This window comes from Burkholderia sp. HI2761, from assembly GCF_002223355.1.
Classification (GTDB): domain Bacteria; phylum Pseudomonadota; class Gammaproteobacteria; order Burkholderiales; family Burkholderiaceae; genus Burkholderia.
Map to the genome: position 1 here is coordinate 269406 of NZ_NKFN01000008.1, position 25766 is coordinate 295171.

The window sequence follows — 25766 nt, forward strand, 5'->3', positions numbered from 1 at the left end:
AACGTGACCGATGCGCACGAAGCCGGTGTCACGACTCGCGCGACGGCAACTCGGCCTCGGCCGCACCGAGCCCGAGCGCGTGCACTTCCGACCACACATCATGCGCGACCTGGGTCGACCCTGCCGTATGCGCGAGCGCAGCCGCATACGCGGCCAGCAATCGCACGCGCGCGTCGTCGGACACCGGGGTCGCGTCCGCGTCCGCGTCGCGCATCGCATCGAGCGCGGCGCGCGCCCGCTCGCGACATTCGTCGACGAGCGACAGATTGAACAGGCAAGGCACCGCGACGGCCGCGAGCGCGATGCCGAGTTCCGCGTCGCCATGCGCCGAAAATGCCCAGTCGAGCGCGGCACGCAGATTGCCGAGTTCGCGTCGGACCGCATCGAGCCGGGCCGTGCTCCCCGCCTCGCTGCCCGGCTCGCCGCCGCCGTAGGTCGCGCGCCGGAACAACGCGAGGAAGTAGGTCGCATGCGCGCGTGCGGCAGCCGCCCGCTCGCCGTGACTGTCGAGCTGCTGTAGCGCGTAGGCCCGCGTCGTGGTCAGCAGCCGATAGCGCGGCGCGCCGTTCGCGGTTTCGAGGATCAGCAGCGACTTCGACACGAGGCCGGCGATCGTATCGAGCAGGTCGGCGCCGGCCGGCCCGTTGGCACCGACGACTTCGCGCACGGCCTCGATCGAGAAGCCGTCGCGGAACACGCCGAGCCATCGCAGCAGCAGGCGCTCGGCTTCCCCGAGCAACCGGTAGCTCCAGTCGTACATCGCCTGCAGCGTCTGATGGCGCGGCAACGCGGTGCGAAAACCGCCGGTCAGCAGCCGAAAGTGATCGTCGAGATGGGCGGCCAGCACGTCGATGCCCAGCACGGCGGCACGGGCCGCGGCCAGCTCGATCGCGAGCGGCAGGCCGTCGAGGCGACGGCAGACCGACGCCATCAACGACAGGCTGCGCGCATCGAGCGGAAAACGCGGGTCGGCCGCCCGTGCACGCGCCGCGAACAATTGCACCGCGCTCGCGCGCATCGCGTCGCGCTCGCCGGCACCTTCGTCGAGTACGTCGAGCGGCGGCACCGGATACACGCGCTCGCCGTGGATGCGCAGCGATTCCCGGCTCGTCGCGAGCACGCACAGCCCGTCGTCCGCATCGGTGAGCGCGCTCGCGATCCGCGCGGCGGCGTCGAGCAGGTGCTCGCAATTGTCGAGCACGAGCAGCATCCGGCGGCGCGCGACGCTGGCAAGCACCGCCTCGAGCGTCAGCGACCCGGTCGGCTGCGCGATGCCGAACGCGCCCGCGAGCGCGTCCGGCACGAAGCGCGGACACGCGACGGTGGCGAGCGAAACGAATACTGTGCCTTCGGGAAAATGCGCGTCGGCGCGCGCGGCCGCCTCGATCGCGACCCGTGTCTTGCCGATGCCGCCCGCGCCGACCAGCGTCACGACGCGCGCGCTCCGCAGTGCGGCCAGCACGTCGGCGACCGTCTGTTCGCGGCCGAACAACGCGCTCGGCGCCGCGGACGGCCGCCACATCGCGGGACGCACGGGCGCATCGCCGTCGTCCTGCTCGACGACCAGCCGATAGCCGCGGCCGGGCACCGTCACGATCAGGTTGCGGTCGCCGGCCAGCGCCTTGCGCAGCGAAGCGATGTGCACCTGCAGGTTGTTTTCCTCCACCACGGTGTGCGGCCAGACGCGCTGCATGATGTCGTCTTTCGATACCAGCGCACCGTTCGCCCGAATCAACAGCTCGAGAATTTCGAATGCGCGGCTGCCGATACGCAGCAGCTTGCCGTTCGAACGAATTTCACGTCTGTCGAGAAAAACGTGAAGTGTTCCAATCCGGATCATGGGAATTTCTTGTGGGTGACATTCAACGGCGCTCCGATTGAAACCGGTGCCGGTTCGGCATCAATGCTACGGTATTTGCATGGTCGAATGATTCAAATTATCAGAATGAACGGCTCGAATTTTTTGAAATGACAAAAAAACGCCGCGAAGTGAGATGCGGCGCCGCTTTGCGCGCCTGCACCGAAATGCGGCGGAGCCGCGCACGTTTCATGTGCAAATCGTGCATGCGTCCATGAATACGATTTCGATATATCAGACGAATCGTTTTCCATTGGAGCAATGCGGTGCTTTTTTTGTTTTGATTCGACCGGCCGGTTATTTTCAGGCCCTTCTATTACTGCGGCGGTCGAATGTCCATCGGCTTGTTTCACTGCGTTCGCGGCGCGATTCGCCGCGCGGAACGGGCGCGCATGCCCGCCCCGCCGCCTGCATGCCTCGCTCGCTCAGGCCTGCGCGAACGCCAGCAACTCGTCGTTCAACCTGGCCGCGTGCGTCAGGTAGAGCGCGTGCGGGCCGCCTTCGTAGACGCTCAGCGTCGCATGCGGAATGCGTTTCGCCGTCGCGGCGCCCGTCAGCGCGAGCGGCGCCGTCTGGTCGTCGTCGCCGTGAATCACGAGCGTCGGCACGTCGAACCGTTGCAGGTCGGCACGGAAATCGGTCTCGGAAAACGCGCGAACGCAATCGAGCGTGCCCTTCATCCCGCCTTGCAGCGCCATGAACGACGTCCAGTCGAGCGCCGCGCGCGAAACCGTCGAACCGTCGCGGTTCGATCCGGTAAACAGCGGCCAGAAGCTGTCGAAAAACGCCGCGCGATCGGCCACGATGCCGGCGCGAATGCCGTCGAATACCGCGACGTCCACGCCGTCCGGATGATCGTCGCGCCGCGTCATGAGCGGCGTCACCGAGCCGATCAGCACCGCCTTCGCGATGCGGCGCGTACCGTGCCGGCCGATGTAGCGCGCCACCTCGCCGCCGCCCATCGAAAAACCGACGAGCGTCACGTCATGCAGGTCGAGCGTCTCGAGCAGCGTCGCGAGATCGTCGGCCAGCGTGTCGTAGTCGTACCCGCTCCAGGGTTGATCGGATCGCCCGAAGCCACGCCGGTCGTACGCGATGCAGCGCAGGCCGTGCGACGCGAGATGATGCATCTGCACGTCCCACATGTCGGCATTCAGCGGCCAGCCGTGAATGAACACGACCGGGCGGCCGCTGCCCCAGTCCTTGTAATGAATCGATACGCCGTCGCGGGTGGTGAACGTGCTCATGATGGTTCCTTTCGAGTAGGGAAGCCGCGTGCGCGTGCGCGGACGCGGCCGAAGCGTGTGGCGCCGCACGTCATGCCCGGGACTGCCGGGCGACGAATTGCTCGAGCGCCGTCGCGAGAATCATTTCGCGGCAATTCGCGGGGCGCTTCTCGCCGCGCCACTGAGGTTTGTAGATCGCGTCGCCGGTCCGGATCGGCTGCCCGGTGAGCGCGCAACGGCCGAGCCCGGGCCCGCGCGCCTTCGCGCTGATCCAGCGTTGTTCGTCGTAGCGGCAGCGCGTCGGGTCGCTCCACGACACCAGCATCGACGAATCGGTTTGCCGCTCGACGGCGATGATCGCGCAGCGGCGGCGCACGTCGCCGCTCGAGGGCATCGGCGCGTCGTCCCGATGCGGGCGACGCGAGCCGTCGGCCGTCCGCTCGCGCGGCATCGGCATCATCCGGAGGCTCGCGGCGGGCGACGGCCTGAGCGACGTGATCATGTGCTCCCAACGATTGAAGGCGTCCATGGCGGCATATCTAGGCAGGTGACGGTCGGCGCGGGCCGGCCGGCGCCGTTCGCATGGTGCGCAACGTGTGCCGGTGACCCGATGCTGACGATAGCCGCCGTTCGCTGAAGAGTCCCGGTCGCGCGCTTAATTTTTCTGCAGCGCGGCAAAATCCGCTCGCCACGCCGCGGCGTTCAAGAAAATTCAGCCGGATTTCAGTACGGCGCGCACCGCGCCGGGATACGCTCCTGACGGCATTCGTTCGTCCGCGCGCACCAGTCGTCGCGCGGCGGGCGCAGGCCGGACGGCTGCCGGGCGGGATGGCCGCGGCAGACCGCCACCGATCCACCATCCCGTGCGGCATCGCAGCCGCATACCTCAGGAGTCCAGATGCATTCCGAACAGACCGATGCCGTCGCGTCGGCCCGCCGCCGCGACATGCTGCTCGCCGGCGCGACGGCCGTCGCCGCAGCCGCCCTGCCCGCGATGGCGGCCGCAGCCGGCACGCCTTCCCGCAGCACCTCTTCAGCCCACCCAGGAGCGCACACGATGAACACGATCACCACCAAGGACGGCACGCAGATCTACTTCAAGGACTGGGGCAGCGGCCGGCCGGTCGTGTTCTCGCACGGCTGGCCGCTGTGCGCGGACGCCTGGGATGCGCAGATGCTGTTCCTCGTGCAGCACGGCTATCGCGTGATCGCGCACGACCGCCGCGGCCACGGCCGTTCGAGCCAGCCGTCGCTCGGCAACGACATGAACACGTACGCGGACGATCTCGCCGCCCTGCTCGACACGCTCGACGTGCGCGAGGCCACCCTCGTCGGCCACTCCACCGGTGGCGGCGAAGTCGCGCGCTACATCGGCCGCCATGGCACGAAGCGCGTGTCGAAGGCCGTGCTGATCGGCGCGGTGCCGCCGCAGATGGTGAAGTCGCCGACCAATCCGGGCGGCTTGCCGATGGACGTATTCGACGGCATCCGCAAGAACGTCGCGGAGAACCGTTCGCAGTTTTACAAGGATCTCGCCGTGCCGTTCTTCGGCTTCAACCGCCCGAACGCGAAGCCGTCGCAGGGCACGATCGACGCCTTCTGGTCACAGGGGATGATGGGCGGCATTCACGGCCAGTACCTGTGCGTGAAGGAATTCTCCGAAGTCGACTACACCGACGACCTGAAGAAGATCGACGTGCCGACGCTCGTGCTGCACGGCGACGACGACCAGATCGTGCCGATCGACGATTCGGCCCGGCTCTCGTCGAAGATCGTGAAGCACGCGGTGCTGAAGGTGATCGAGGGCGGCTCGCACGGGATGTGCGTCGTGAACGCCGATCGCATCAACGCCGAACTGCTCGCGTTCCTGCAAGCGTAAGCGCCGTCTGCCGCGGCGGCGCGCGTGCCGCCGCGGCAGACGCGGCAGACGCGCCGTTCAGGAATTTTCAGATTATTTCAGACGCACGATGCGGCGCTTACGGCGCCCGCACCGGACGCAGCAGGATGCCGAGCAGTGCACCGGCGAGCGCGAACGCCATCGCCACGCGGAAGTTGTCGGCCAGCGCGAGCGTGGTGGCCTGCACGCGCACCGCGCGATCGACGAGCGCATAGGCCGCCTGGTTGCCCGTCGCGAACGTGGCGCCATGCGCCACCAGCGATGCCGCGCCGGCCCGCAGCCGCTCGAGCGTCTCGGGATCCGACAGCGACACATGCAGACCGACGAGATTCGAATGGGTAGCCTCCCTGATGCGCTGAATCACCGCGATCGACGTCGTGCCGAGCTGCCCGCTCAGCAGGCGCGTCGTCTGCACGACCGCGCCGAACGTCAACGCATGTTCGGCCGTCACGTGCTTGCCGAAGAAGAAGATGACCGACGTGAGCGCCATCGTCTGACCGAGCGCCTGCAGCAACTGCGACGGAATGAAGTCGGGCTCGGCCCAGACCGGCGTGAGCCGCGACCCGAGCGCGAACGCGATCGCCACCATCGCGAAGCCGGCGACGATGAGCCGCCGCGGATCGACACGCTGCAGCAACAGCGCGACGCACGGCGCGAACAGCAGTTGCGGCATCGCGATCCAGCGCAGCGTATCGCCGATCTGCAACGGCCGAAGGCCGTACGTGCTGGCGAGGAACAGCGACGGGATGAAGCTCGTGTTGAGCACGGTGAAGCGCACGAGGCCGACGAGCACGATCAGCAGCGCGATGTTGGGCCGCACGAGGTAGCCGAGATCGAGGCCCGCGCGCGGCGACGCGAGTTCGTGAATCAGGAACGCGGCGATCATCAGGATGCCGGCGGCCAGCAATGCGACGATCAGCGGCGACTGCAGCCAGAACAGCCGCTCGCCCTGGTCGAGCGCGATGCACAGGCACGCGAAGCCGCCCGCGCCGAGCAGCATTCCGCGCGCGTCGATGCCGGACGCGAAGCGCTTGATCGGCTCGTCGGCGAGCGACACCATCAGGCACGCGATGAACGGCACGGTCAGCACCGCGTTCTGCCAGAACAGCCAGCGCCAGCTCAGGTGTTCGCTGTACCAGCCTTCGAGCGTGGCCGACAGGTTCAGCGACATCTCCAGGTTCATCGCATACGCGGCGATGCCGAACGGAATCAGCCGCGGCGGCAGCGTGCGCACGACGAAGCCGACCGTCAACGGCACGAACACGCCGGATGCGAGCCCCGCGATCGCCTGGCACACGATGAACGCGCCGAATTGCGTGCAGAGCGGCAGCACGCTTTCCGCACAGAGAAACACCGCGGCGCCCGCCATCAACACGCGGCGCGTGCCGAACATGAAGGCCGCCGCGATCGCGAGCGGCCCGACGAACATCTGCGACGCGGTAAACGCGGTGTTGATCCACGCGCCTTCGTCGACGCCGACGCCAAGCGCGCCGCGAACGTCGGCCAGCCCGAGCGACGTGATGCGCGACGTCAACGTCGCGATGATCGCGCCGAGCAGCACGGCCGCGATCGCGGCGATCGACCGAAACGTCGGGATGTCGGTGGCCGGGCCTGCGGCCGGCGCCGGCATGGCACTGCCGGTGGCGAACGTCGTGTTCATCGTCGAGCGGCTCCCGCCTGTCAAGCTGGCGCAAGCATAACGCGGCGCGTCGAATCCTGCCCGTACGATGGAGTTTGCCGATCATGACCCCACCCTCCCCCACGCCGTCGCCCGCTGCGTCCGCGCGCGCCCGACGGCCGGCCATCGTCGCGATCGCCATGATCGCGCTGCTGCTCGTCGCACTGCTCGTGTACGAGTTCGACGCACGCGATCGCGGCACCGACGACGCATACGTGACCGGCCACCTGCACGTGATCTCGCCGCGCGTCGCCGGCACGGTCGAGCGCGTGCTCGTCGACGACAACCAGTTCGTGCACGCGGGCGACGCACTCGTCGAGATCGACCGGCGCGACTTCGACGTACGCGTCGCGGCGCAGCGCGCACGCGTCGCCCAGGCGCATGCCGACGCGAGCCGCGCACGCGCGCAGATCGAGCAGGCGGACGCGGCGCTCGTGTCGGCGCACGCCGATGCCGACAAGGCCGAACTCGACTACGCGCGCGCACGCGAGCTGACCCGCGAGACGCCGCGCGGCTTGTCGAAGCAGGAGTTCGACGCGGCCGATGCCGCACGCAAATCCGCCCGCGCGCGCGTCGCGGCGGCCGATGCGCAACGGCGCAGCGCACTCGCCGCCGCTCAGGCCGCCGATGCCGCAGCGAGCCAGAACGATGCCGAATTGCGCGACGCGCTGCTGCAACTCGGCTACACGGCGGTCGTCGCGCCGTCGGACGGCTACGTCGGCAAGAAGACCGTCGAGACCGGCGAACACGTCGCGCCGGGCCAGGCACTGCTCACGCTGGTCGAGCCGCATCCATGGATCGTCGCCAATTTCCGCGAGACGCAACTGCGGCACGTGCGCGCCGGCGACGTCGTCCAACTGCGCTTCGATGCGTTGCCGCGGCGCGCGTTCACCGGCCGCATCGACAGCCTGTCGCCCGCGACGGGCGCGCAGTTCGCGCTGCTGCCGCCCGACAACGCGACCGGCAATTTCACGAAGGTCACGCAGCGCGTACCCGTGAAGATCCTGCTCGACGGGCCGGCCGCGTCGGAGCCGCGCATCCGGCCCGGGCTGTCGGTCGTCGTCACGCTGCAGCACGGCGGCACATCGCGATGAAGCGCGCATTCGCCGTGCTCGCCGCGAGCCTGCTGGCCGCGTGCTCGATCGCACCGCAGCCGCTCGCACCCGTCCCGGTCGAGCCCGACCGGTTCCGTCATGCCGATCCGTCGGCCGATCCGTCAACCGATACGCACGCGCCGTCGCTCGCCGAGTGGCCCGCGGGGTTCGGCGATCCACAGCTCGGCCGCCTCGTCGACGCCGCGCTCGCGCACAACCTCGACCTGCGCGCGGCGGCCGCGCGGGTCGATCAGGCGCAAGCGCTGCTCGGCATGCGCGATGCCGCGCTGGCGCCAAGCGTGCGCGTCGACCCGTCGTTCAGCCGCTCGCGCGTATCCGGCACGGTCGACAACGCGCTGCCGAAGCGCACGATGCACAACTGGTCGGTTCCCGTCGCCGCGAGCTACGAAGTCGATCTGTGGGGGCGCTTGCGCGGCGATGCCGACATCGGCAGACAGAACGTGCTGCAGGCGGCGGCCGACCGCGATGCGGTGCGTCTTCGGGTGGCAACCGAAGTGGCCGTCGACTACCTGACGCTGCGCTACGTCGACGACGATCTCATGACACTCATGCGCGCGATCGGGTTGCGGCGTACCGCGCTCGACGTGATCGCCGCACGCGTGCGGGCCGGCGCGGCAAGCGATCTCGACGGGCTGCGCGCGTCGGCCGATCTCGATACCGCGCATGCCGATCTCGCGGAGAGCCGCCGGCTGCGCGAGAACCTCGTCGACGCCATTGCGGTGCTGACCGGCGTATCGCCGACCGCGTTCGACATCGACACGCGCGCCGTGCCCGTGCGCGTGCCGGATGTGCCGGCCGGGCTGCCGTCCGCGCTGCTCGCCCAACGCCCGGACGTATTCGCGGCGGCACGGCGCGCCGATGCGGCGTCGCTCGAACTGGGCATCGCACGCACCGCGTGGCTGCCGACCCTGACGCTGACCGCCGACGGCGGTTTCGCCACCCGCGACCTGCGGTCGTTTCTCGACCGCAACAGCTCGCTGTGGAGTCTCGGCGCGAACGTCGCGCTGACGCTGTTCGACGGCGGCAAGCGCGATGCCGCGGTGGCCGCCGCGCGGGCCGGCACCGAAATCGCCGACGCAAACTATCGCGCGACCGCGATCGGTGCATTGCGCGACGTGCAGGATGCGCTCAACGACATCGCCGCGCAAAAGGAGCGGATCGTGCGCTACGACGACGCGGCGCGCGCGACGGACGCGGCGGCGCGGTTGTCGCTGAGCCGTTACGCGCATGGTTACGTCAGCTATCTGGAAGTCATCGACGCCGATCGCGATGCACTGAATGCGCGGCGCCAGCTGATTCACAGCCGGCAGGCGCTGGCCGTCGCGACGGTGAGCCTCGTGCGTGCGCTGGGCGGCGGGTGGACGCCGCCGGCGCTCGACGCGCGGGCCGCGCGGGCCGCTTCATGACAATCAAGGTCCGGCCGCGACGCGGCGCCGCACAATGCCGCGTATCCCCCGCTCGGCCGTCATCCGCCCCCGGCGCCGAACCCCGGTCGATCCGGGGCCGGACACCTTTCAGAACGTTTCAGCCCGCGCTTCAGGCAATCATCGCGGCCTCTGCGTAGACTGCCTTCATGAGCGGCCGCGCAGGACGGCGCTTGCGCTCGTCATCGACTGCTGGAGTGACAATATGATCCCCGTCGCCAATCATCGCCGTGCGGTAAGGCGGTCGCGGCCGCATCGAACGACCACGCATCGCCGACACGCATCGTCCGGTGTTGCCGCGCATCGCACGGCTTGCGGCGCACCGCATCGCCTGGAGCGCACATGAAGCACAAACGACTCTGGTTCGGCGCGGCCGGCATCGCGATCGTCGGCCTCGCGGTCGCGATCGGCATCATGGTGCGGCCGTCGATCGCGCCGATCGATCCGCCCGCCCCTGCTTCGTTCGATCCGCAGCTGGTGCGCGCCGGCGCGCGCGTCGTCGCGCTCGGCGACTGCGTCGTCTGTCACACCGCGAAGGACGGCAAGCCGTTCGCGGGCGGGCTGCCGCTCGCGACGCCGTTCGGCACGATCTATGCGACCAACATCACGCCGGACGCCGAAACGGGGATCGGCCGCTGGTCGCGCGATGCCTTCGCTCGTGCGCTGCGCACCGGCATCGGACGCAACGGCCGGCCGCTTTACCCGGCGTTTCCGTACGTTCATTTCACGCGGATGTCGGACGACGACATCGCCGCCGCGTACGCCTACCTGATGACCCGCGAGCCGGTACACGCGACGGCGCCCGCCAACGACCTGATATTTCCGCTGAACTTCCGGCCGCTGGTCGCGTTCTGGAACGTGCTGTTCCTGCGCGAAGGCGCGTATCAACCGGACCCCGCGCAGTCCGCGCAATGGAACCGCGGCAGGATGCTCGTCGACGGGCTCGGCCACTGCGCGTCGTGCCATTCGCCGCTGAATGCGATCGGCGGCGAACGCAGCGGCCAGGCGTTCGACGGCGGCATCGTCGACGGCTGGGAAGCGCCGTCGCTCAATACGCTGGGCCATGCGACGCGCCCGTGGACGCAGGCGCAGCTCGTCACGTACCTGCGCACCGGCCGAGCGAGCGAGCACGGCGCGGCGGCCGGGCCGATGCTGCCGGTCACGCGCGATCTCGCGACGGTGCCGGTGGAGGACGTCGAGGCGATCGCCGCCTACATTCTGTCGATCCAGAAACCGGCGAACGCGCGTGCGGCCGCGAATCCGGTAGAGCGCGCCGCGACGACGCCGGCCGCGCGGCGCGGCGCAACGCTGTTCCAGGCGTCGTGTGCGCAGTGCCACGGGCCGGCCGCGCCGATGCAGTCGCTCGGCGAGCGGCCGACGCTCGCGTTCAGCACGGCGGTCAACGCCGATACGCCGCGTAACGCGATCCAGATGATGTTCAACGGCATCGGCTGGCACGGCGAGGACACGCTGAACATGATGCCTTCGTTCATCGACCAGTACGACGACGCGCAGATCGCCGATCTCGCCGCATACGTGCGCGAGACCTATACCGATCGTCCCGCATGGTCCGGCGTGAACGCGATGGCCGCCAGGCTCAGAAAAGAGGACTCCGCACGATGATTACCCTCACCGTCAACGGCGTGCGGCACACGCTGGACATCGATCCGTCCACGCCGCTGCTGTACGCGCTGCGCAACGACCTGCACCTGCACGGCGCGAAGTTCGGCTGCGGCCTGGGACAATGCGGCGCCTGCACCGTGATCGTCGACGGCAAGCCGACCTTCTCGTGCCTGATGCCGGTGGCCGCGCTCGGCTCGCGCAGCGTGCGCACCATCGAGAGCCTCGGCACCGCCGAGCATCCCGGCCCGCTGCAACGCGCGTTCATCGAGCACCAGGCCGCGCAGTGCGGCTACTGCATCGCCGGGATGATCATGCGCGCGCAGGCGCTGCTCGAACGCAATCCGAAGCCGAGCGAGCAGGAACTGCGCACGCACATGGAACCGAACCTGTGCCGCTGCGGCACGCACATGCGGATTCTCGCGGCGGTGCGCTCGGTCGCGGGGCTGCCGCCCCCCGAACCCGCTTCCGCTCCCGTCACGATCAGCAAGGGGCTGTGATGAATTCCCACGACGACATCGACGAAGGCCGCCGGCACTTCATCGTCTCCGGCGCGCTGTTCGTCGCGTTCAGCCTCGCGCCTGCGTCGCGCGCGGCCGCGCAACTGGTGATCGCCGACGAAGGCGCGGCCGTGCATGTCGCGAAAGCCACTCAGACGCTGGCCGGCAGCCTGAAGACCAATCCCTTGCTCGACGCGTGGGTCAAGATCGCGCCCGACGGCAAGGTCACCGTGTTCACCGGCAAAGTGGAGCTCGGCACCGGCGTGCGCACCGCACTGCTGCAGGTGGCCGCCGAGGAACTCGACATGAAGCCGTCGCTGATCACGTTCCTGACCGCCGACACCGGCGCGTCGCCGGACGAAGGACTGACCGCCGGCAGCCATACGATGGCGGACAGCGGCTCCGCGCTGCTGAACGCGACCGCGCAGGTGCGCGCGCTGCTGGTGGAAGGCGCGGCGAAACGCTTCGGCGTCGATCCGCGCACGCTGACGACCGCCGACGCGGTGATCAAGGCGCCGGACGGCCGCACGATGACCTACGGCGACGCGATTCGCACGGTCGACCTGCACCGCAATGCTGCGCCCACGTCGCCGCTGAAGAACCCGGCGACGTTCGCCGTGATCGGCACGTCGCTGCCGCGCGTCGACATCCCGAACAAGGTCACGGGCGGCGTCAGCTACGTGCAGGACATGCAGTTGCCCGGCATGCTGCACGCACGCGTCGTGATGCCGCCGGTATACGACGCGAAGCTGCTGTCGTTCGACGAAGCCGCGATCCTGAAGCTGCCGGGCGTCGTGCGAGTCGTGCGCAACGGCAGCATGCTCGCGGTGGTCGCGCAGGGCGAATGGCAGGCGGTGGTCGCGCAGCGCGCGCTCGCCGCCGGCTGCCGCTGGTCGCCGGGCCGCACGCTGCCCGATCGCGGCACCGTGCACGCGGATCTGAAGCGGATCTCGACGCAGCGCATCGAGATCGCGAACACGCATGCGGCCACCGCGCCGGCCGTGAAGACGCTCAACGCGACGTTCCTGAAGAATTACCTGCTGCACGGGTCGATCGGGCCGTCGTGTTCGGTCGCGCATCTCGAGAACGGGACGATGACGGTCTGGACCCACTCGCAGGGCGTCTATCCGCTGCGCGACGCGCTCGCGGAGATGCTGTCGATGCCGAAGGCGAGCGTGCGCTGCATTCACACCGAAGGGTCGGGCTGTTACGGACACAACGGGGCGGACGACGCGGCCGCGCATGCCGCGCTGATCGCCGCCGCGATGCCCGGCAAGCCGATCCGCGTGCAATGGATGCGCGAACAGGAGCACACGTGGGATCATTTCACGCCGGCGATGGTGACCGAGGTCAGCGCATCGCTCGACGCGGGCGGCCGCATCGTCGACTGGAACTATGCGTTGTGGAGCAGCTCGCACAACGAGCGAATCGTCAACGCGGGCCGGCTGCTGCCCGCGCGCATGCTGGAGCCGCCGTTCGTGCCCGCGCCGTCCACGCCGATGCTGCAGCCCGAGGGCGGCGCCGACCGCAACGCGATTCCGCTGTATGCGCTGCCGAACCAGCACATCGTCAATAACTTCTCGCCGACGATGCCGCTGCAGACGTCCGCGATGCGCTCGCTCGGCGCGCACACGAACATCTGGGCGATCGAAAGTTTCATGGACGAACTCGCGCACGCAGCCGGCGTCGATCCGGTCGAATTCCGGCTGCGTCACATGGAGGACCATCGCGCGCGCCAGGTGATCCGGCTCGCCGCGAAGCACTTCGGCTGGCCGAGGCCGCCGCGCGCGCGCAACCGCGGCGTCGGCTTCGCGTTCGGCAAGTACAAGAACCTGATGGCCTACGTCGCGATCGCGGTCGAGGTGTCGGTCGTGCCGGAAACCGGCCACGTGACGCTCGAACACGCGGAAGCCGCCGTCGACGCAGGCCAGATCGTGTCGCCGGACGGCATCCGCAACCAGATCGAGGGCGGCATCGTGCAGGCCGCGAGCTGGACGCTGTACGAGGCGCTGAAGTACGACACCGAGCGGATTCGCAGCTTCGACTGGAGCAGCTACCCGATCCTGCGCTTCTCGGCCGTGCCGCGGAACGTGACGGTCCATCTGGTCAATCGCCCCGGCGCGCCGTTTCTCGGGGCCGCCGAGGCGTCGATGGGGCCGACCGCCGGCGCACTGGCCAACGCGATCTTCGATGCGACCGGCCAGCGCATGCGCGAAATGCCGTTCGCCGGCGACGCACTGAGACAACGCATCGACGCATAGCGGTTTGGTCGCACCCGCTACGCGCTACCCGATACGCGACCAGACGGCGCCGGCACGCACCGGCGTCGCATGCCGACAGGCTGGAGAACTTCCGACGATGGATACCTTGCTTTCGATGCGCGTGTTCACGCGCATCGTCGAAACCGGCAGCTTCACGCGCGCGTCCGACACGACCGGCCTCACCACCCCGCGCGTGTCCGCGCTGCTGAGCGCACTCGAGCAGCATCTCGGCTGCCGGCTGCTGAACCGCACCACGCGCCGGATCTCGCTGACCGAGGACGGCCAGGCTTATTACGAACGTTCCGTCGCGGTGCTGCGCGAGATCGACGACATGGAGGCGTCGGTCTCGCAGGCCCGCAACGTGCCGCGCGGCCGGCTGAAGGTGAACCTGCCGCCCGCGATGGCCAAGCAGGTCGTGGTGCCCGCGCTGCCGGCGTTTCTCGACGCCCATCCGGGCATCATGATCGAACTCGGCGTCACCGACCGGCAGATCGATCTCGTCGGCGAAGGGGTCGACTGCGTGGTGCGCATCGGCGCGCTCGACGATTCGGGGATGATCGCGCGGCGGATCGGCAGCCTGACCACCTGCACCTGCGGGTCGCCCGCCTATCTCGCGCGGTGCGGCGAGCCCGCGACCGTCGACGATCTCGCGCAGCACGTGGCGGTCAGCCACATCTCGGCCGACACCGGGCGGCCGCGTGCGTGGGACTACGTCGTCGACGGCGAGCCGCGCATCGTGCAGATGTGCGGCACGGTGGCCGTCAACGACGCGGACAACTACATCGAATGCGGCGTCGCCGGCATCGGGCTGATCAAGACGTCGCTGTACCTCGTCGAGCCGTACCTGAAGTCGGGGCGGCTGCGCGAGGTCCTGACCGATTTCAACGCGCCGCCCAAGCCGATTTCGGTGCTGTATCCGCCCAATCGCCACATCCCGGTCAAGCTGAAGGTGTTCGTCGACTGGCTCGCGAGCCTGTTCGAGCAGATTCCGACGCTGCAGGGCAAACGCGGCTGAATCCGCACGGCGCGACATGCCGCGCGCGGTGTCGCGATGCAGCCGGTCGTCCGTCCGGCTCCGCACGCCGGACCAGCGCCGTCACGTGTCGTTCCACCGCGCGCCCAGTACGCGCCCGCAGAAATTCGGCCGATGAAAATCCGGATCCGCGCGCTCGAGCACGTCCGCGCTCCACGTGCCGAACGTCGACTGCGGCCGATGCTCGACGCCGCGCGCGACCGTGTCGAGAAACGCTTCGCGAAAGCCGCTGCCGCGCGGGTAAGTCGCGAGCAGCGCCGTGCGCTCGTCGAGGGTGTAGGCGTCGAAGTCGGTCGCCATCAGGTCCGTCGACACCGCACCTGCCAACGCGCGCGCGAGCGGCGACGTACGGGCGGCCACACCCGGCGTCGTATGCAGCGCGATCGCGTGCCACACGTCGTCGCGCATGCGCCGCGACCGGCGATGCCGCAGCAGCAGCGCGTGCGCGGCGTCCGCCCCGTCGAGCTCGTAGCGTTCGGCCGACCGGCAGTACGCCGGACTCAATCCCATGTTCGCGTACATCGCGGCGACGTACAGTGCGTCGGCGTCGCACGCGTCGCCTGCACGCCGCGCGGCGAGCGACGCGAACACGAACACGCGCGCCGCATGGTCGGCGAGCGCGGCGGGCAACGACGCGCGGGCCGCGTCGGCTGCCTCGACCGCAACGGGCGTGCGCGGAATGCGAACGCCGGCCACTTCGTCGCCGGTGGCCAATGCGCGCGTGTGCGCAACATTCATTCTGTCTCCTTCGTGCCCCGTACCCGGGGCGGAAAATCGTTCAATGCATGGCGGCGCCCCGGCAGCGCGTCGCGCACCGGCTCGCACCGCTCAAAACGCGACGCAGCAGCGGCCGAAGGCTTCGCAGGGTTCGGCGTCCGCACTCGCCGTCGGATAGCGCGGCCGCGCGAAGCGGCGTCCATGGCCGCGCACGCGGCACGCATCGATACCGGGCGCCGGGCACGCGTCGCCCGCCGCCGCCGCGTGCGATCGGTCGCGCCCGCCGGCGCCTGCCGCATCGTCGACGCGGCCCTCGGCGACCGGCGACCATGCGGGGCTGACGGGCGGCGGCGGCGGCGCGAGCGGCGAGAATTCCTGCTCCGCGTGCACGACCTTGCCGCCGACGACCGTCAGCACCGACGACAACGCCGGGATGCGCCGCGCGTCGATCGTGAAGTAGTCGTCGCTCAGCACCGCGAAATCGGCATACCGGCCGGGCACCAGCGCGCCCTTGCGGTGCTCGTCCGTGGAGAACCACGCGCTGCCGACCGTGTAGCGGCGCAGCGCCTCCATCCGGCCCAGCCGGTTGCGCGCCGGATACAGCGCGGTGCCCCCGACGGAGCGCCCCGATACCATCCAGTACAGCGCGACGAAGGGGTTGTAGCTCGCCGCGCCCATCGCGCCGGAGCCGGCGCCGACCGGTAGCCCGGCCGCGAGCATCGCGCGGATCGGCGGCGCACGCGTGGCCGCCGCCGCACCATGGCGCGCGATGAAGGCTTCGCCCTGGAACGCCATGCGCGGCTGCACGGTGATGCCGCCGCCCAGCGCCGCGACACGCGCGATATTGGCATCCGAAATCGCCTCGCAGCGATCGAAGCACCAGCGCAGCCCGTCGAACGGCGTGTCGCGATCCACCGCTTCGAACACGTCGAGGAAGCGGCCGATCGATTCGTCGTAGGTCGCATGCAACCGGAACGGCCAGCGGTGGTGCACGAGCAGCCGGACGATGGCCGCCAGCTCCACGTCGATCGACGCGGGCAGGTCGACGCGCGGCTCGAGAAAATTCCCGAGATCGACCGCCGAGAACAGCAGCCGCGCGCCGGCGCCGTTCGCGCGCAGGAACGCGTCGCCGTCGCCGGGCGCCGTCAGCGCGATCCATTTCGCGAAGTCGTCGAGCTCCCGGCCGGCGTGCCGCGCGCCCAACGCATAGGCGATGCGCGTCGTCAATTCGCCGCGCCGCGCGAGCGTCGCGACCGCCGCATAGTCGTCCGGATACGCGAGGCCGTCGCCGCCGGCGTCGATCGCGCTCGTCACGCCGACGCGGTTCAGCGCGCGCATGAACTGCCGCGTCGAGTTGACCCGGTCGGCCGCATCGAGCATGGGCGCGTGGGCGAGCGCCGCGAACAGCACCGCCGGGTCCGCACGCGCGATCAGCAGCCCGGTCGGCCGCCCATGGCGGTCGCGTCGCAGTTCGCCGCCGGGCGGATCGGGCGTGTCGCGCCCGTAGCCGAGCGCGCGCAGCGCGGCCGCGTTCAGCCACGCGCAGTCGCCCAGATGCTGGATGAATACCGGCGTGTCGGGCGCGATCGCGTTGAGCTCGGCCGCCGTCGGGCCGCGCTTTTCCGCGAACTGCAGCGCGGTCCAGCCGCCCGCCACGCGCGCCCATTGCGGCGCGGGCGTGCGTCGTACTTGCCGGCCCAGCAGCTCGAGCGCGTCGGCAAGCGACGACACGCCGTCCCAGCGCACCTCGAGATTGAAGTTCATCCCGCCGCGTATCGCCTGCAGGTGCGCATCGATCAGGCCCGGAATCACGGTGCGGCCATGCAGATCGATGCAGGTCGTGCCGTCGTGCGCATGGCGCAGCACGTCGCGATCGTCGCCGGTCGCGACGATGGTCCCGTCCTTCACGGCGAGCGCGCGGACGAACGAGCGCTGTTCGTCCTGGGTCGCGATCTTGCCGTTGAAGACGACGAGGTCCGCCGAGCGCGCGGGTTCCGTCGCTCTAAGCACCGTCGGGCCTCCCGCGCGCGCTCGTGCGCGGCGCCGCGCGGCACGCCCCGCTTCTCGCCGCGGCCCGGAAAGCGGCTGCACCGCGCACGTCGAGACGCACGCTTTGATCGCGCGGCCGCGCGGCTGCACCGGAATCGCGCATCGTCATGCGGCCTGCTGCGCCGCGTCGGCGGCATCGCGTCGCGCGCGGGTCAGGCATGGCGCGAGCGGCGCATCCTGACGGACGAAGTTCTGCACGCGCAGCAAGCGACGCACGTCGTGTGCGCGCGAATGCGGATCGAAGTGCCGCGCGACGCCGGCGACCAGCGCCGATGCTTGCCCGGTGTGCCCGCGCTCGATCAGGTGATCGGCGAGATCGAGCGAGCTGCGCAGCGCCCACATCGCGGCGCCCTGCGCGTTCGCGGTCTGGATCGCCATCTGCAGATGACGATGCCCGTCGGCCTCGTACGCCGCGGCGAGATTCGCGCCGACGGTGCGCGCCTGTTCGAGCATCGCGACGCCTCTCACGCGCAGCAGCTCGGGGACGAACAGGTGCTCGCCGTGCGCGCGGCAGCGTGCGAGCGTCGCATCGAGCCGGATGCGCGCTTCATCGGCGCGGCCGGTTCGCACGAGGCCCTCCGCGTACGCGACGGTCAACGGCGCGAGCACGCGCCGGAATCCGCTCGCCTCGACGTGCCGCAGCGCGGGTTCGAGCCGGGCGAGGCCGGCGCCGGGATGGCCGGCCTGGATGTCGAACTGGCCGGTCAGGCATTCCGCGTGACTGCGCCAGATGTCGAAGCCGTGCGCGTCGGCGGTCGCGCGCAGCGTCGCGAGATAGTCTGTCGTGATGTCGTGATCGCCGTAGCGCAGGGCGATCGGCACGGCGGCCGCGCCGAGCACGATGCACAGCGTGAGCGGCGACGGGCCGCGGCGCGCGTGCTCGACCGCTTGCGCGGCGATGCGCATCGCGTGCTCGGGTTCGCCTTGCATCCAGAGCAGACGGATCAGCATCGTGCGCCCCAGCGTCGCCATGTCGACGCCCAGCGCGGGCTGCGCGCACGACGGCTCGCACGCGTCGGCGAGCTCGGCCGTCGCCGCTTCCAGCCGCTCGCGCGCCTGCGCATGCTCGCCGAAGTAATGCAGCGACGTCGCGACCATCGTGTTCGCCAGCAACCGCTGCGAACGGTCGCCGCGCCGCTCCGCCGCCCGCTCGAAACGCGTCGCGTAGCGCAGCGATTCGTGAATGTCCGACAGCGTCAGCATCGTGTTCCACAGCCCCACCAGCGCGCGCGCATCGAACGCATCGTCGCCGATGTGCGTGGCGAGACCGAGCGTGCGGTCCCACATCGCGGCGGCGGCCAGTGCGTCGCCGTCGGTATGCAGCAGCGCCGATGCGCAGGCCGCCCGAAGCCGCATCTCGCGCGCGGCGTCGACCGGGCCCGCGGCGCCCGTGTCAAGTTCGTCGAGTACCTGGCGGGCGCGCGCCGTGCACGCGCGCATCCGCGACGGCTCCAGCAGCGCGCGCGCCAGTCGGTCGGGTTCGGGCACGCCTGCGGCCTCGGCGGCGTCCGCCGGTTCATCCACGGCCGGCGCGTGCGCATCCGCGGCCGGCGCGTCGGCCAGCGCCGCGGGACGCGCCGGCGCTCGCTCGCGCTCGTACTCCGCGTGGCGCGCGACGATGCGCTCGAACTCGCCTTCGTTGTGCAGTTTTTCCAGCGCGTACGCACGCGTCGATTCGGTCAGCCGGTAGCGCGCATACGCGCCATGGAACTCGACCGTCACCAGCGATTTCGCCACCAGCTCGCCGAGCACCGCGATCAAGTCAGCAGCCGATGTACCGGGCTCGGTGGCGACCGCGCGCGCGGCATCGAACGAAAACGGCCCGATGAAGCACCCCATCCGGCGAAACAGGGCGCGCGCGGCCCCATCGAGCAGCACATAGCTCCAGTCGAACGTCGCGCGCAGCGTCTGATGACGCGGCAGTGCCGAGCGCAGCCCGCCGGTCAGCAGGTTCAGCCGGTCGTCGAGGCGCGATGCGACGACCGCGAGCCCGAGCGTCGCCACGCGCGCCGCGGCCAGTTCGATCGCGAGCGGCAGCCCGTCGAGGCGCCGGCAGATGTCGCCGATCAGCCGCACGCCGGTTTCATCGATCGCGCAATCCGGCGCGGCCGCGCGCACGCGTTCCAGGAACAGCTCGACGGCCGAGCAGCGGACGATTTCGTCGAGGGACGCGTTGCCGTCCGGCACCGCGAGCGGGCTCATGCGCAGCACCGCTTCGGCCGAGATGTGCAGCGGCTCGCGGCTCGTCACGAGCACGCGCAGCGAGCCGGCGCTCGACGTCAGCGTTTCGACGAGGCTCGCCACCAGATCGACGATGTGCTCCGCGTTGTCGAGCACGAGCAGGCAACGCGCCGTCGCGAACGCGTCGGCGATGCGGTCGACGGCGGGCACGCCCTGCGTATCGAGGCCGAGCTCGGCGGCGAGTGCGATCAGCATGTCGTCGCGCGTCGACGCGCGCGCCAGCTCCACGAACAGCACGCGCTCGCGCGAGCGGCTGCGCACGCCGTGCGCGACGCGCACCGCAAGGCTCGTCTTGCCGATTCCGCCCGCGCCGACGAGCGTGACGACCGGCGTGCGTTCGAGCATGTCGACGATCTGCGCGAGTTCGGCGTCGCGCCCGACGAGCGGTGCGATCTGCGAGGACACGGGGGCATCGGGCGGTGCGGCGACGGCCGGCGCTTCGGGCGCGGACGCGAGGTCCGGGCCGGACGACGCGTTCGCCACCAGGAGGTAGCCACGGCCGGGCACCGTCTTGATCAGATCGCGGCTCGCGCCGAGCGCCTTGCGCAGCGTCGCCACATGCACCTGAAGCCGGTTTTCCTCGACGATCAGGCCCGGCCAGACCGCGTCCATGATGTCGTCTTTCGACACGACCGAACCGCTGGCGCGGTGCAGGACTTCGAGAATGTCGAGCGCGCGCGCGCCGATGCGCAGCGACGCGCCTTGACGACGAATGTCGCGTTGCTCGAAATCCACCGACAAAGTTCCGATCTGAATCATGGCCGCCTCCGGTCCCTCGAGATGACTGCCGGATGAACGCGGCAGTTCACCCGGCAGGAAGTCCGCGTCCGGCGCACCTTGCACCGGACGGAAAATGTCGAATTCCGGACCGAGTGTAGACGGACGGTCGCCGAAAATCTTGGAGGAAAATGCGCTGTTCGCGCATTCCGGGCGGGCCCGGGCGCACGATCACTTGCGTGTAAAAGTGGGGCGCTATACTCTGCCGGGCCGCTTGCGCAGGCGTTGCGCCGGGACACGCACTCACCGCACGCTCGCATTGAAAGCAAATTGTCAGGATGACGAGCGGACGTTTATGCAAATTCATTTTGAACGTCCGCGTGCGCATCTAAACTGGACTCGTCATTTCAGCTCCGAGTCCCTCGCTGGGGAATTCCATGTCAGACTCCGTCATCGCCGCCGCGGTGGCATCGCCACCGCGGCGGCCGAAAGACACGCTCGGCTGCGTGTCGAGCCTGCTGTCGAAGGATATCGAGACGGCGGCCGGCGGCCTGAGGCTTCACCGCAAATGCATGAGCGAAGCGCACGTCGAACGGATCGAGATGCCCGCGTGCGATCGCGGCTTCCTGGTCGGCGTGTCGCTGGGCGGCGGCCATCGCCGCACGCTCTATGGGCACGCCGGCGCGAGCGAGCGCCGGTTCCAGCATCACTCGATCTACATTCGCGACTTCTCGCGCCCTTTCCACGCGGACCTGTACGGCAACTTCGACTTCGTGCTGGTCGAGCTGCCGCATGCGTATCTCGAACACGTCGGCCCCGAGCACGGCGGCCAGCCGATCAGCGGCCTCACGTGCCGCCCAGACGTACGCGATCCGGTCCTCGGCCATCTCGCGCACGCGGTGGCGGACAGCCTCGACGCACCCGGCCCGCTGAACGCGCTGTTCATCGAACAGGTCGGGCTCGCGATGGGCACGCATCTCGTGCGCCGCTACGGCAACGCGCGTGCGTGCGAACTCGAGCGCAAGGGCGTGCTGTCGCCCGCGAAGGTGGCGCTCGCCCAGGAACTGTTGATGGAAAAGGCGGACCTCGGCGTATCGATCGAGGAAGTGGCGAACGAATGCGACCTGTCGCGCGGTTATTTCATCCGCGCGTTCTCGCGCACCACCGGCCGCACGCCGCACCAGTGGCTGCTCGAACAGCGCGTGATGCGCGCGCGCGAGCTGATCGAGACGTCCGATATGACGCTGGCCGACATCGCGGTCGCGTGCGGCTTCGCCGACCAGAGCCATCTGAACCGCGTATTCGTGCGGATCGTCGGCCATCCGCCCGGCGCGTGGCGGCGCGCACGGTCGCGCTGACCGGCGGCCTGGACGCACGCCGGGGCGTCACCGCACCGGCGTCGCGTCATAGTTGACCGGCACCCAGTCGTATTGCGCACCGTCCCGGCGCAGGTGGCCGAGCCCGGGAAACGCGATATGCGCGGCACCGACGAGATAGCGTCGATCGGCGACGCGCTTCAGCGTGTCCCGCCGCGTGCGGCGTGCGGCGCCGGCATCGCTGTCGTACTGGACCGTCGCGTTCACGTCCCGCAACTGGATCGCCGCCACGTGCACGATGTCGCCCCACGCGAGCAGGCCCGCGTGGCCGCTCTCGATCAGATAAGCCGTATGGCCCGGCGTATGGCCGGGCATCGGCACCGCGCGAATGCCGGGCCCCAGCGTCGCTTCGCCGCGAAACGTCTCGAAGCGGCCGGCCTTGACATAAGGCGCGACGGCCGCGGCGGCCGCATCGAAGAACGACGCGAGGAACGCCGGCGCTTTCGCCTTGTTGGCGGGATCGAGCCAATACGCGGCCTCGACCGCGTTCACCCGCACGACGGCATTCGGAAACGTCATCGCGCCGTTCGACGCAATGCCGCCGACATGGTCCTTGTGCAGGTGCGTGAGCAGCACTTCGTCGATCTGTTCGGGTGCATAGCCCGCCGCGCGCAGGTCGTCGAGCAGCTTGCCGCAGCAATCGCCGTACAGCGTGCCGGCGCCCGCATCGACGAGGATCCGCTTCGATCCGGTATCGACCAGGAACGCATTGATCGACCCCTGCACGGGCGGCTCCAGGAATGCGCGGTCGAGGTCGCGCCGGATCTCGGCCTTCGAGATGTCGCGAAACACCGTGTCGACCGGAAACGGATGGGTGCCGTCGGACAGCGCGATCACCGTGAAGTCGCCGATCTTCAGTCGGTAGAAGCCGGGAGGCTGCCGGGCCGCGGCGGGGGCAGGCGCCATGGATTGCGCCATGGATTGCGCCGTGGATTGCGCTTCGGGTTGCGCATTGGCGTGGACGTCGGGCTGCACGCCGGCCTGCGCAAACGCCGCAGGCGTCGACAGGCCCACGCACCCGGCCACGATCAGCAAACGGGCCGCATGCGCAACGCACGCGTGCCGGAACAGGGTCTTCATGCGATCTCCGTGACGAAACGTGCGCGCGCCCGGCCATGAACGGAACGACCCGCACGACACGCGATGCCGCGCAGCTTATCGGGCGCCGCGGCGAAAATCCTGAGCGGCGCCTGAATTGTCCTGAAGACACCGAGGCCGCGCTCGACAGTGCCGGCATCGCGCTGCTGCCCGACTGACTGGTCGGTGCGGATCTCGAAGCAGGCCGCCTGCAGCGGCTGTTCGGACAGTACGGCGTGACGCCGGGCTCGGCGCGTGGTGATCACCGCCCTGTACCTGCCGAACCAGCGCGGCTCGAAGCGCGTGACCGCGTTCATCGATTGCGTCGAATCGCTCGCCAGCGCGCAGTGCTGATACGCGCGGCGACGCGACGCGTCACCAGCCGAACTTCGCTTCCATCCCGACATAGTCGGCATTGCGCGCGCCGAGTGCGCGAATCGACGAGCCGAGCTGGAAGTGCACGGCCTCGAGCGCGAGCGCGACGTTCGCGTCGACGAGCCAGTCGACGCGCGCCTGCGCGTACATCCCCGTCCACGCGCCGCCCTTGCCGGCCGTGCCCGGCACCGCCGACATCCCCTGCCCGTAGATCGCGTCGGCAGTCGTCTGCCGCCACTGGAAGCCGACGGCGGTGAGCACCGTGACCGAACTGGCCGGCTTGAAGGTCAGCGAGGGCTTCACATGGATCAGGTTGCTGTATCCGGTATAGCCGGCGAGCGTGAAGTAATAGCCGTTCGGAAACATCGGGTTGAACGTGCCGACGCGCCGGTCGCCCGGATGCGCGTCGCCCGACGCACCGTCGACCTGGATGCCGATGCGCGGCGTGCCGGCCGTCTTCGCGAACGTGTAGCCGCCCAGCGCGCCGAACGCCCACGCGCCGACCGTGTCCTGCCCGACGTGGCCCGTCTGCAGCATCGCCTCGACGTCCCAGTCGAATCCGTCGGTCTTGCCCGCGTAGCGCATGTCGAATACGTCGCGCCGCTCGGTGCCGGATGCATCCGGATAGCGCGCGTTGTCGCGCGTATAGCGCGACCAGTACGCCGACAGATCGCCGGGCCCGGTTCCGGTGCGCTCGACGCGCACGCCGTCGAATCGCAGGTGCCGGTTCGACACGTCGTCGAACATGGCCGCATTGCGATACTGCACCGGGCGCGTCACATAGCCGATCAGCCGCCATTTGCCGATTTCGTAATCGGTCCACAGTCCGTCGTACGCCTGCCGCACGTTCGGGCCGTCGCGCACCGACACGAAACGCTGCAGGTCGAACGCCATCTCCTGCCGGCCGATCCGCGTCTTGAACGTGCCCGGCCCCAGTTGATCGACGTACGCGACGAACGCCTGCTCGAGGTCGAGCTGATCCTTGTCGACCGGGCCGACCGTGTCCTTGCCGAACGGCCGCGCATCGACGAACTGCACGAACGCCTGCAGATGCCCGCGATACCGCAGGTCCGCATGCACGTTCGCGCGCTGGATCACGTAGTTGTCGTCATGCGCGGCGCCCAGGCCGAACAGCGGCGCGTTGTTCAGCTCGAAGCGTTCGCGCAGGTTGGCGCCGAGCGACAGATAGGTCGACGGATCGTCGCCGAGCCTCACGTACTTCAGCGCATCGAACGGCTTGCGCGGCACGCACGGATTCGCGAGCACCGACCAGTCTTCCTGCCAACGGTTGAACAGCACCGTCGGGCGCTTCGCGGTGCACGACGCCGCGGCGGCCGCGGCCGGCGACGCGGCCGCGCCGGCCGCCGCTACATCGGCATCGGCGCCGACGGCCGCCCCCGCGTGCAACGCGGCGCCCCCCGCCAGCACGACGCACGGCAGCGCGCCGCGCCACGATCGCTTCATCGGCCGGCGCACCGTCATTTCGATCGCGCGTGGATTTCGGCGACGTAGCCGCCCGGGAACTGCACGAGCGCCGCGTCACGGCCGTCCGACTTGAACGGCGGCACGAGCACCGTCACGCCGGCCGCTTCGGCCTGCTTCAGCGTCGCGGCGAGATCGGCCACTTCGTAGCCCGTCATTTCGCGCCCGAACGGGTAAGGCAGGTGGCCGTCGGTCGCGAGCACGGTCATCTTGCCGAAGCCCGATTCGATGCGAATGCGGCGATACGTGTCGTTCGGCCGGCCGATCTCGATGCCCGGTGCATGGCGCACGTCGGACACGATCTTGCCGTGCGAGAACGCGGCGAAGTTGTGTGCGAGCTTGCTCGCGCTTTCCGGCGATACGTACACGCGATTCTCCGGCACCGTCTGCAGCGCGTCGTAGTTCGGCGCCTGCGTGTGCCAGTACAGCTGCATGTTCACGCCGCCCGGCCAGCGAACGATCGCGTCGCGCCCGATCGGATCGGGGAACGTCGTCACGACGATGTCCGCGCCATGCGCGCGCGCCGCTTTCACCGCGACGTCCATGTCCGTGACGAGATAGCCGGTGCGTTCCTCACAGAACGGATACGGAATCGGCGTCTTGAAGCCGAACACCGAGATCGTGCCGACCGGCGTGAGCACGAGCTGCGACATCGTCTGGCTCGGCGTCGGCGTGACCTGGAACACGCCCTGCTTCGACTTCTTGCCGCCGAAGGTCGCGACGAAGCTGTCGGTAAACCGGTCGAAGTCTTCCGGCGCCACGCACACGTGAGTCGTGTCGTACTGCGGGCCGACCGCGATCGCGGGGAAGCGCGCCGCGGCGGCCGGCGACGCGACGTCGTCGAGGTGAGTTTCGTCGGCGAGTGCCGGCGCGCCGACCAGCAGCGCGGCGAGCACGGCCGACGACGCGGCGGTCATGCGCAGCATGTTGCGCAGGTTCAGTGAACTCATCGGTTTTCTCCTTGATGGTGACGCGCGCGGCCTCGGGCCGCGCGCGGATTTGGATTCAGCGGGATGCCGGCCGCTCATCCGGGCGGCCCGGACGACAGGCGGGAAACACGAGCACCGCGGCGGCAGCGCGCGCCGCAACCGGACGCGCGCGACTTCCTGGGCGGGCGGGC

General features: G+C 69.6%; 19 protein-coding genes and 1 pseudogene. 9 read left to right on the forward strand and 11 right to left on the reverse strand.

Going from position 1 to position 25766, the window contains the following annotated elements:
* Nucleotides 1-28 precede the first annotated feature (28 nt).
* The 4 genes from CFB46_RS31215 to CFB46_RS31225 form a co-directional block, all read right to left on the reverse strand.
* The gene (locus CFB46_RS31215; protein WP_027786112.1) at nucleotides 29-1840 is read right to left on the reverse strand and encodes a winged helix-turn-helix domain-containing protein; all 1812 of its coding nucleotides are present in this window, start codon (nucleotides 1838-1840) and stop codon (nucleotides 29-31) included.
* 92 nt (nucleotides 1841-1932) lie between these two features.
* Nucleotides 1933-2211, reverse strand: a complete 279-nt coding sequence (locus tag CFB46_RS36145; RefSeq protein ID WP_152777545.1) for a hypothetical protein — start codon at nucleotides 2209-2211, stop codon at nucleotides 1933-1935.
* Nucleotides 2212-2283: 72 nt separating this feature from the next.
* The gene (locus tag CFB46_RS31220) at nucleotides 2284-3105 is read right to left on the reverse strand and encodes an alpha/beta fold hydrolase (protein WP_027786113.1); all 822 of its coding nucleotides are present in this window, start codon (nucleotides 3103-3105) and stop codon (nucleotides 2284-2286) included.
* Between the two features lie 70 nt (nucleotides 3106-3175).
* Nucleotides 3176-3613 carry a DUF3331 domain-containing protein gene (locus tag CFB46_RS31225; RefSeq protein WP_027786114.1) on the reverse strand — a complete coding sequence of 146 codons (438 nt, stop codon included), beginning with the start codon at nucleotides 3611-3613 and terminating at the stop codon, nucleotides 3176-3178.
* Nucleotides 3614-3982: 369 nt separating this feature from the next.
* On the opposite strand from CFB46_RS31225, the gene CFB46_RS31230 reads away from it, so the two are divergent.
* A complete protein-coding gene (locus CFB46_RS31230; RefSeq protein ID WP_027786115.1) occupies nucleotides 3983-4963 on the forward strand; it encodes an alpha/beta fold hydrolase in 981 nt (326 codons plus the stop codon).
* 97 nt (nucleotides 4964-5060) lie between these two features.
* On the opposite strand, the gene CFB46_RS31235 is transcribed toward CFB46_RS31230, so the two are convergent.
* Nucleotides 5061-6641, reverse strand: a complete 1581-nt coding sequence (locus tag CFB46_RS31235) for an MFS transporter (RefSeq protein WP_027786116.1) — start codon at nucleotides 6639-6641, stop codon at nucleotides 5061-5063.
* A gap of 83 nt (nucleotides 6642-6724) precedes the next feature.
* Here CFB46_RS31235 and CFB46_RS31240 point away from each other — a divergent pair, with 83 nt between their 5' ends.
* From CFB46_RS31240 to CFB46_RS31265, 6 genes are all read left to right on the forward strand, one after another.
* The gene (locus CFB46_RS31240) at nucleotides 6725-7753 is read left to right on the forward strand and encodes an HlyD family secretion protein (protein ID WP_027786117.1); all 1029 of its coding nucleotides are present in this window, start codon (nucleotides 6725-6727) and stop codon (nucleotides 7751-7753) included.
* A complete protein-coding gene (locus CFB46_RS31245; protein ID WP_027786118.1) occupies nucleotides 7750-9180 on the forward strand; it encodes an efflux transporter outer membrane subunit in 1431 nt (476 codons plus the stop codon). The genes CFB46_RS31240 and CFB46_RS31245 overlap by 4 nt, the downstream gene beginning before the upstream one ends.
* Nucleotides 9181-9540: 360 nt before the next feature.
* Nucleotides 9541-10821 carry a c-type cytochrome gene (locus CFB46_RS31250; protein WP_027786119.1) on the forward strand — a complete coding sequence of 427 codons (1281 nt, stop codon included), beginning with the start codon at nucleotides 9541-9543 and terminating at the stop codon, nucleotides 10819-10821.
* Nucleotides 10818-11318, forward strand: a complete 501-nt coding sequence (locus CFB46_RS31255; RefSeq protein ID WP_027786120.1) for a (2Fe-2S)-binding protein — start codon at nucleotides 10818-10820, stop codon at nucleotides 11316-11318. Before CFB46_RS31250 ends, CFB46_RS31255 begins: the two co-directional genes overlap by 4 nt.
* Complete coding sequence (locus tag CFB46_RS31260) at nucleotides 11318-13579, forward strand: xanthine dehydrogenase family protein molybdopterin-binding subunit (RefSeq protein ID WP_089502437.1); 2262 nt, start codon at nucleotides 11318-11320, stop codon at nucleotides 13577-13579. The genes CFB46_RS31255 and CFB46_RS31260 overlap by 1 nt, the downstream gene beginning before the upstream one ends.
* A gap of 97 nt (nucleotides 13580-13676) precedes the next feature.
* On the forward strand, nucleotides 13677-14594 hold the full coding sequence (locus CFB46_RS31265; protein WP_027786122.1) for a LysR family transcriptional regulator: 918 nt from the start codon (nucleotides 13677-13679) through the stop codon (nucleotides 14592-14594).
* An 81-nt stretch (nucleotides 14595-14675) separates the two neighbouring features.
* Here CFB46_RS31265 and CFB46_RS31270 read toward each other — a convergent pair whose 3' ends face one another.
* The 3 genes from CFB46_RS31270 to CFB46_RS31280 form a co-directional block, all read right to left on the reverse strand.
* On the reverse strand, nucleotides 14676-15350 hold the full coding sequence (locus CFB46_RS31270; protein WP_027786123.1) for a hypothetical protein: 675 nt from the start codon (nucleotides 15348-15350) through the stop codon (nucleotides 14676-14678).
* Between the two features lie 90 nt (nucleotides 15351-15440).
* Nucleotides 15441-17339, reverse strand: a complete 1899-nt coding sequence (locus CFB46_RS31275; protein WP_027786124.1) for an amidohydrolase — start codon at nucleotides 17337-17339, stop codon at nucleotides 15441-15443.
* A gap of 144 nt (nucleotides 17340-17483) precedes the next feature.
* Nucleotides 17484-20378, reverse strand: a complete 2895-nt coding sequence (locus CFB46_RS31280) for an ATP-binding protein (protein WP_027786125.1) — start codon at nucleotides 20376-20378, stop codon at nucleotides 17484-17486.
* Nucleotides 20379-20773: 395 nt separating this feature from the next.
* On the opposite strand from CFB46_RS31280, the gene CFB46_RS31285 reads away from it, so the two are divergent.
* Nucleotides 20774-21694: a helix-turn-helix domain-containing protein gene (locus CFB46_RS31285; RefSeq protein WP_027786126.1), complete on the forward strand. Its 921-nt coding sequence runs from the start codon at nucleotides 20774-20776 to the stop codon at nucleotides 21692-21694.
* 27 nt (nucleotides 21695-21721) lie between these two features.
* On the opposite strand, the gene CFB46_RS31290 is transcribed toward CFB46_RS31285, so the two are convergent.
* On the reverse strand, nucleotides 21722-22792 hold the full coding sequence (locus CFB46_RS31290) for an MBL fold metallo-hydrolase (RefSeq protein WP_089502438.1): 1071 nt from the start codon (nucleotides 22790-22792) through the stop codon (nucleotides 21722-21724).
* 131 nt (nucleotides 22793-22923) lie between these two features.
* Between CFB46_RS31290 and CFB46_RS36800 the strand changes: the two are divergent.
* Nucleotides 22924-23143 (forward strand): annotated as a pseudogene (locus tag CFB46_RS36800) (LysR substrate-binding domain-containing protein); the annotation flags it as partial.
* A gap of 21 nt (nucleotides 23144-23164) precedes the next feature.
* Here the strand turns inward: CFB46_RS36800 and CFB46_RS31300 are convergent.
* Both CFB46_RS31300 and CFB46_RS31305 read right to left on the reverse strand, forming a co-directional pair.
* A complete protein-coding gene (locus CFB46_RS31300) occupies nucleotides 23165-24628 on the reverse strand; it encodes an alginate export family protein (protein ID WP_027786129.1) in 1464 nt (487 codons plus the stop codon).
* A gap of 14 nt (nucleotides 24629-24642) precedes the next feature.
* Entirely contained in the window at nucleotides 24643-25596 is a 954-nt protein-coding gene (locus CFB46_RS31305; protein ID WP_027786130.1) for a VOC family protein, read from the reverse strand.
* Nucleotides 25597-25766: the final 170 nt, after the last annotated feature.

Coding starts and splice junctions, on each gene's coding strand:
- CFB46_RS31215 (WP_027786112.1), bottom strand. CDS start 1,840: ATGATCCGGATTGGAACACTTCACGTTTTTCTCGACAGACGTGAAATT.
- CFB46_RS31270 (WP_027786123.1), bottom strand. CDS start 15,350: ATGAATGTTGCGCACACGCGCGCATTGGCCACCGGCGACGAAGTGGCC.
- CFB46_RS31285 (WP_027786126.1), top strand. CDS start 20,774: ATGTCAGACTCCGTCATCGCCGCCGCGGTGGCATCGCCACCGCGGCGG.
- CFB46_RS31300 (WP_027786129.1), bottom strand. CDS start 24,628: ATGAAGCGATCGTGGCGCGGCGCGCTGCCGTGCGTCGTGCTGGCGGGG.
- CFB46_RS31260 (WP_089502437.1), top strand. CDS start 11,318: ATGAATTCCCACGACGACATCGACGAAGGCCGCCGGCACTTCATCGTC.
- CFB46_RS31250 (WP_027786119.1), top strand. CDS start 9,541: ATGAAGCACAAACGACTCTGGTTCGGCGCGGCCGGCATCGCGATCGTC.
- CFB46_RS31280 (WP_027786125.1), bottom strand. CDS start 20,378: ATGATTCAGATCGGAACTTTGTCGGTGGATTTCGAGCAACGCGACATT.
- CFB46_RS31245 (WP_027786118.1), top strand. CDS start 7,750: ATGAAGCGCGCATTCGCCGTGCTCGCCGCGAGCCTGCTGGCCGCGTGC.
- CFB46_RS31240 (WP_027786117.1), top strand. CDS start 6,725: ATGACCCCACCCTCCCCCACGCCGTCGCCCGCTGCGTCCGCGCGCGCC.
- CFB46_RS31305 (WP_027786130.1), bottom strand. CDS start 25,596: ATGAGTTCACTGAACCTGCGCAACATGCTGCGCATGACCGCCGCGTCG.
- CFB46_RS31290 (WP_089502438.1), bottom strand. CDS start 22,792: ATGAAGACCCTGTTCCGGCACGCGTGCGTTGCGCATGCGGCCCGTTTG.
- CFB46_RS31235 (WP_027786116.1), bottom strand. CDS start 6,641: ATGAACACGACGTTCGCCACCGGCAGTGCCATGCCGGCGCCGGCCGCA.
- CFB46_RS31255 (WP_027786120.1), top strand. CDS start 10,818: ATGATTACCCTCACCGTCAACGGCGTGCGGCACACGCTGGACATCGAT.
- CFB46_RS31220 (WP_027786113.1), bottom strand. CDS start 3,105: ATGAGCACGTTCACCACCCGCGACGGCGTATCGATTCATTACAAGGAC.
- CFB46_RS31230 (WP_027786115.1), top strand. CDS start 3,983: ATGCATTCCGAACAGACCGATGCCGTCGCGTCGGCCCGCCGCCGCGAC.
- CFB46_RS31225 (WP_027786114.1), bottom strand. CDS start 3,613: ATGGACGCCTTCAATCGTTGGGAGCACATGATCACGTCGCTCAGGCCG.
- CFB46_RS31265 (WP_027786122.1), top strand. CDS start 13,677: ATGGATACCTTGCTTTCGATGCGCGTGTTCACGCGCATCGTCGAAACC.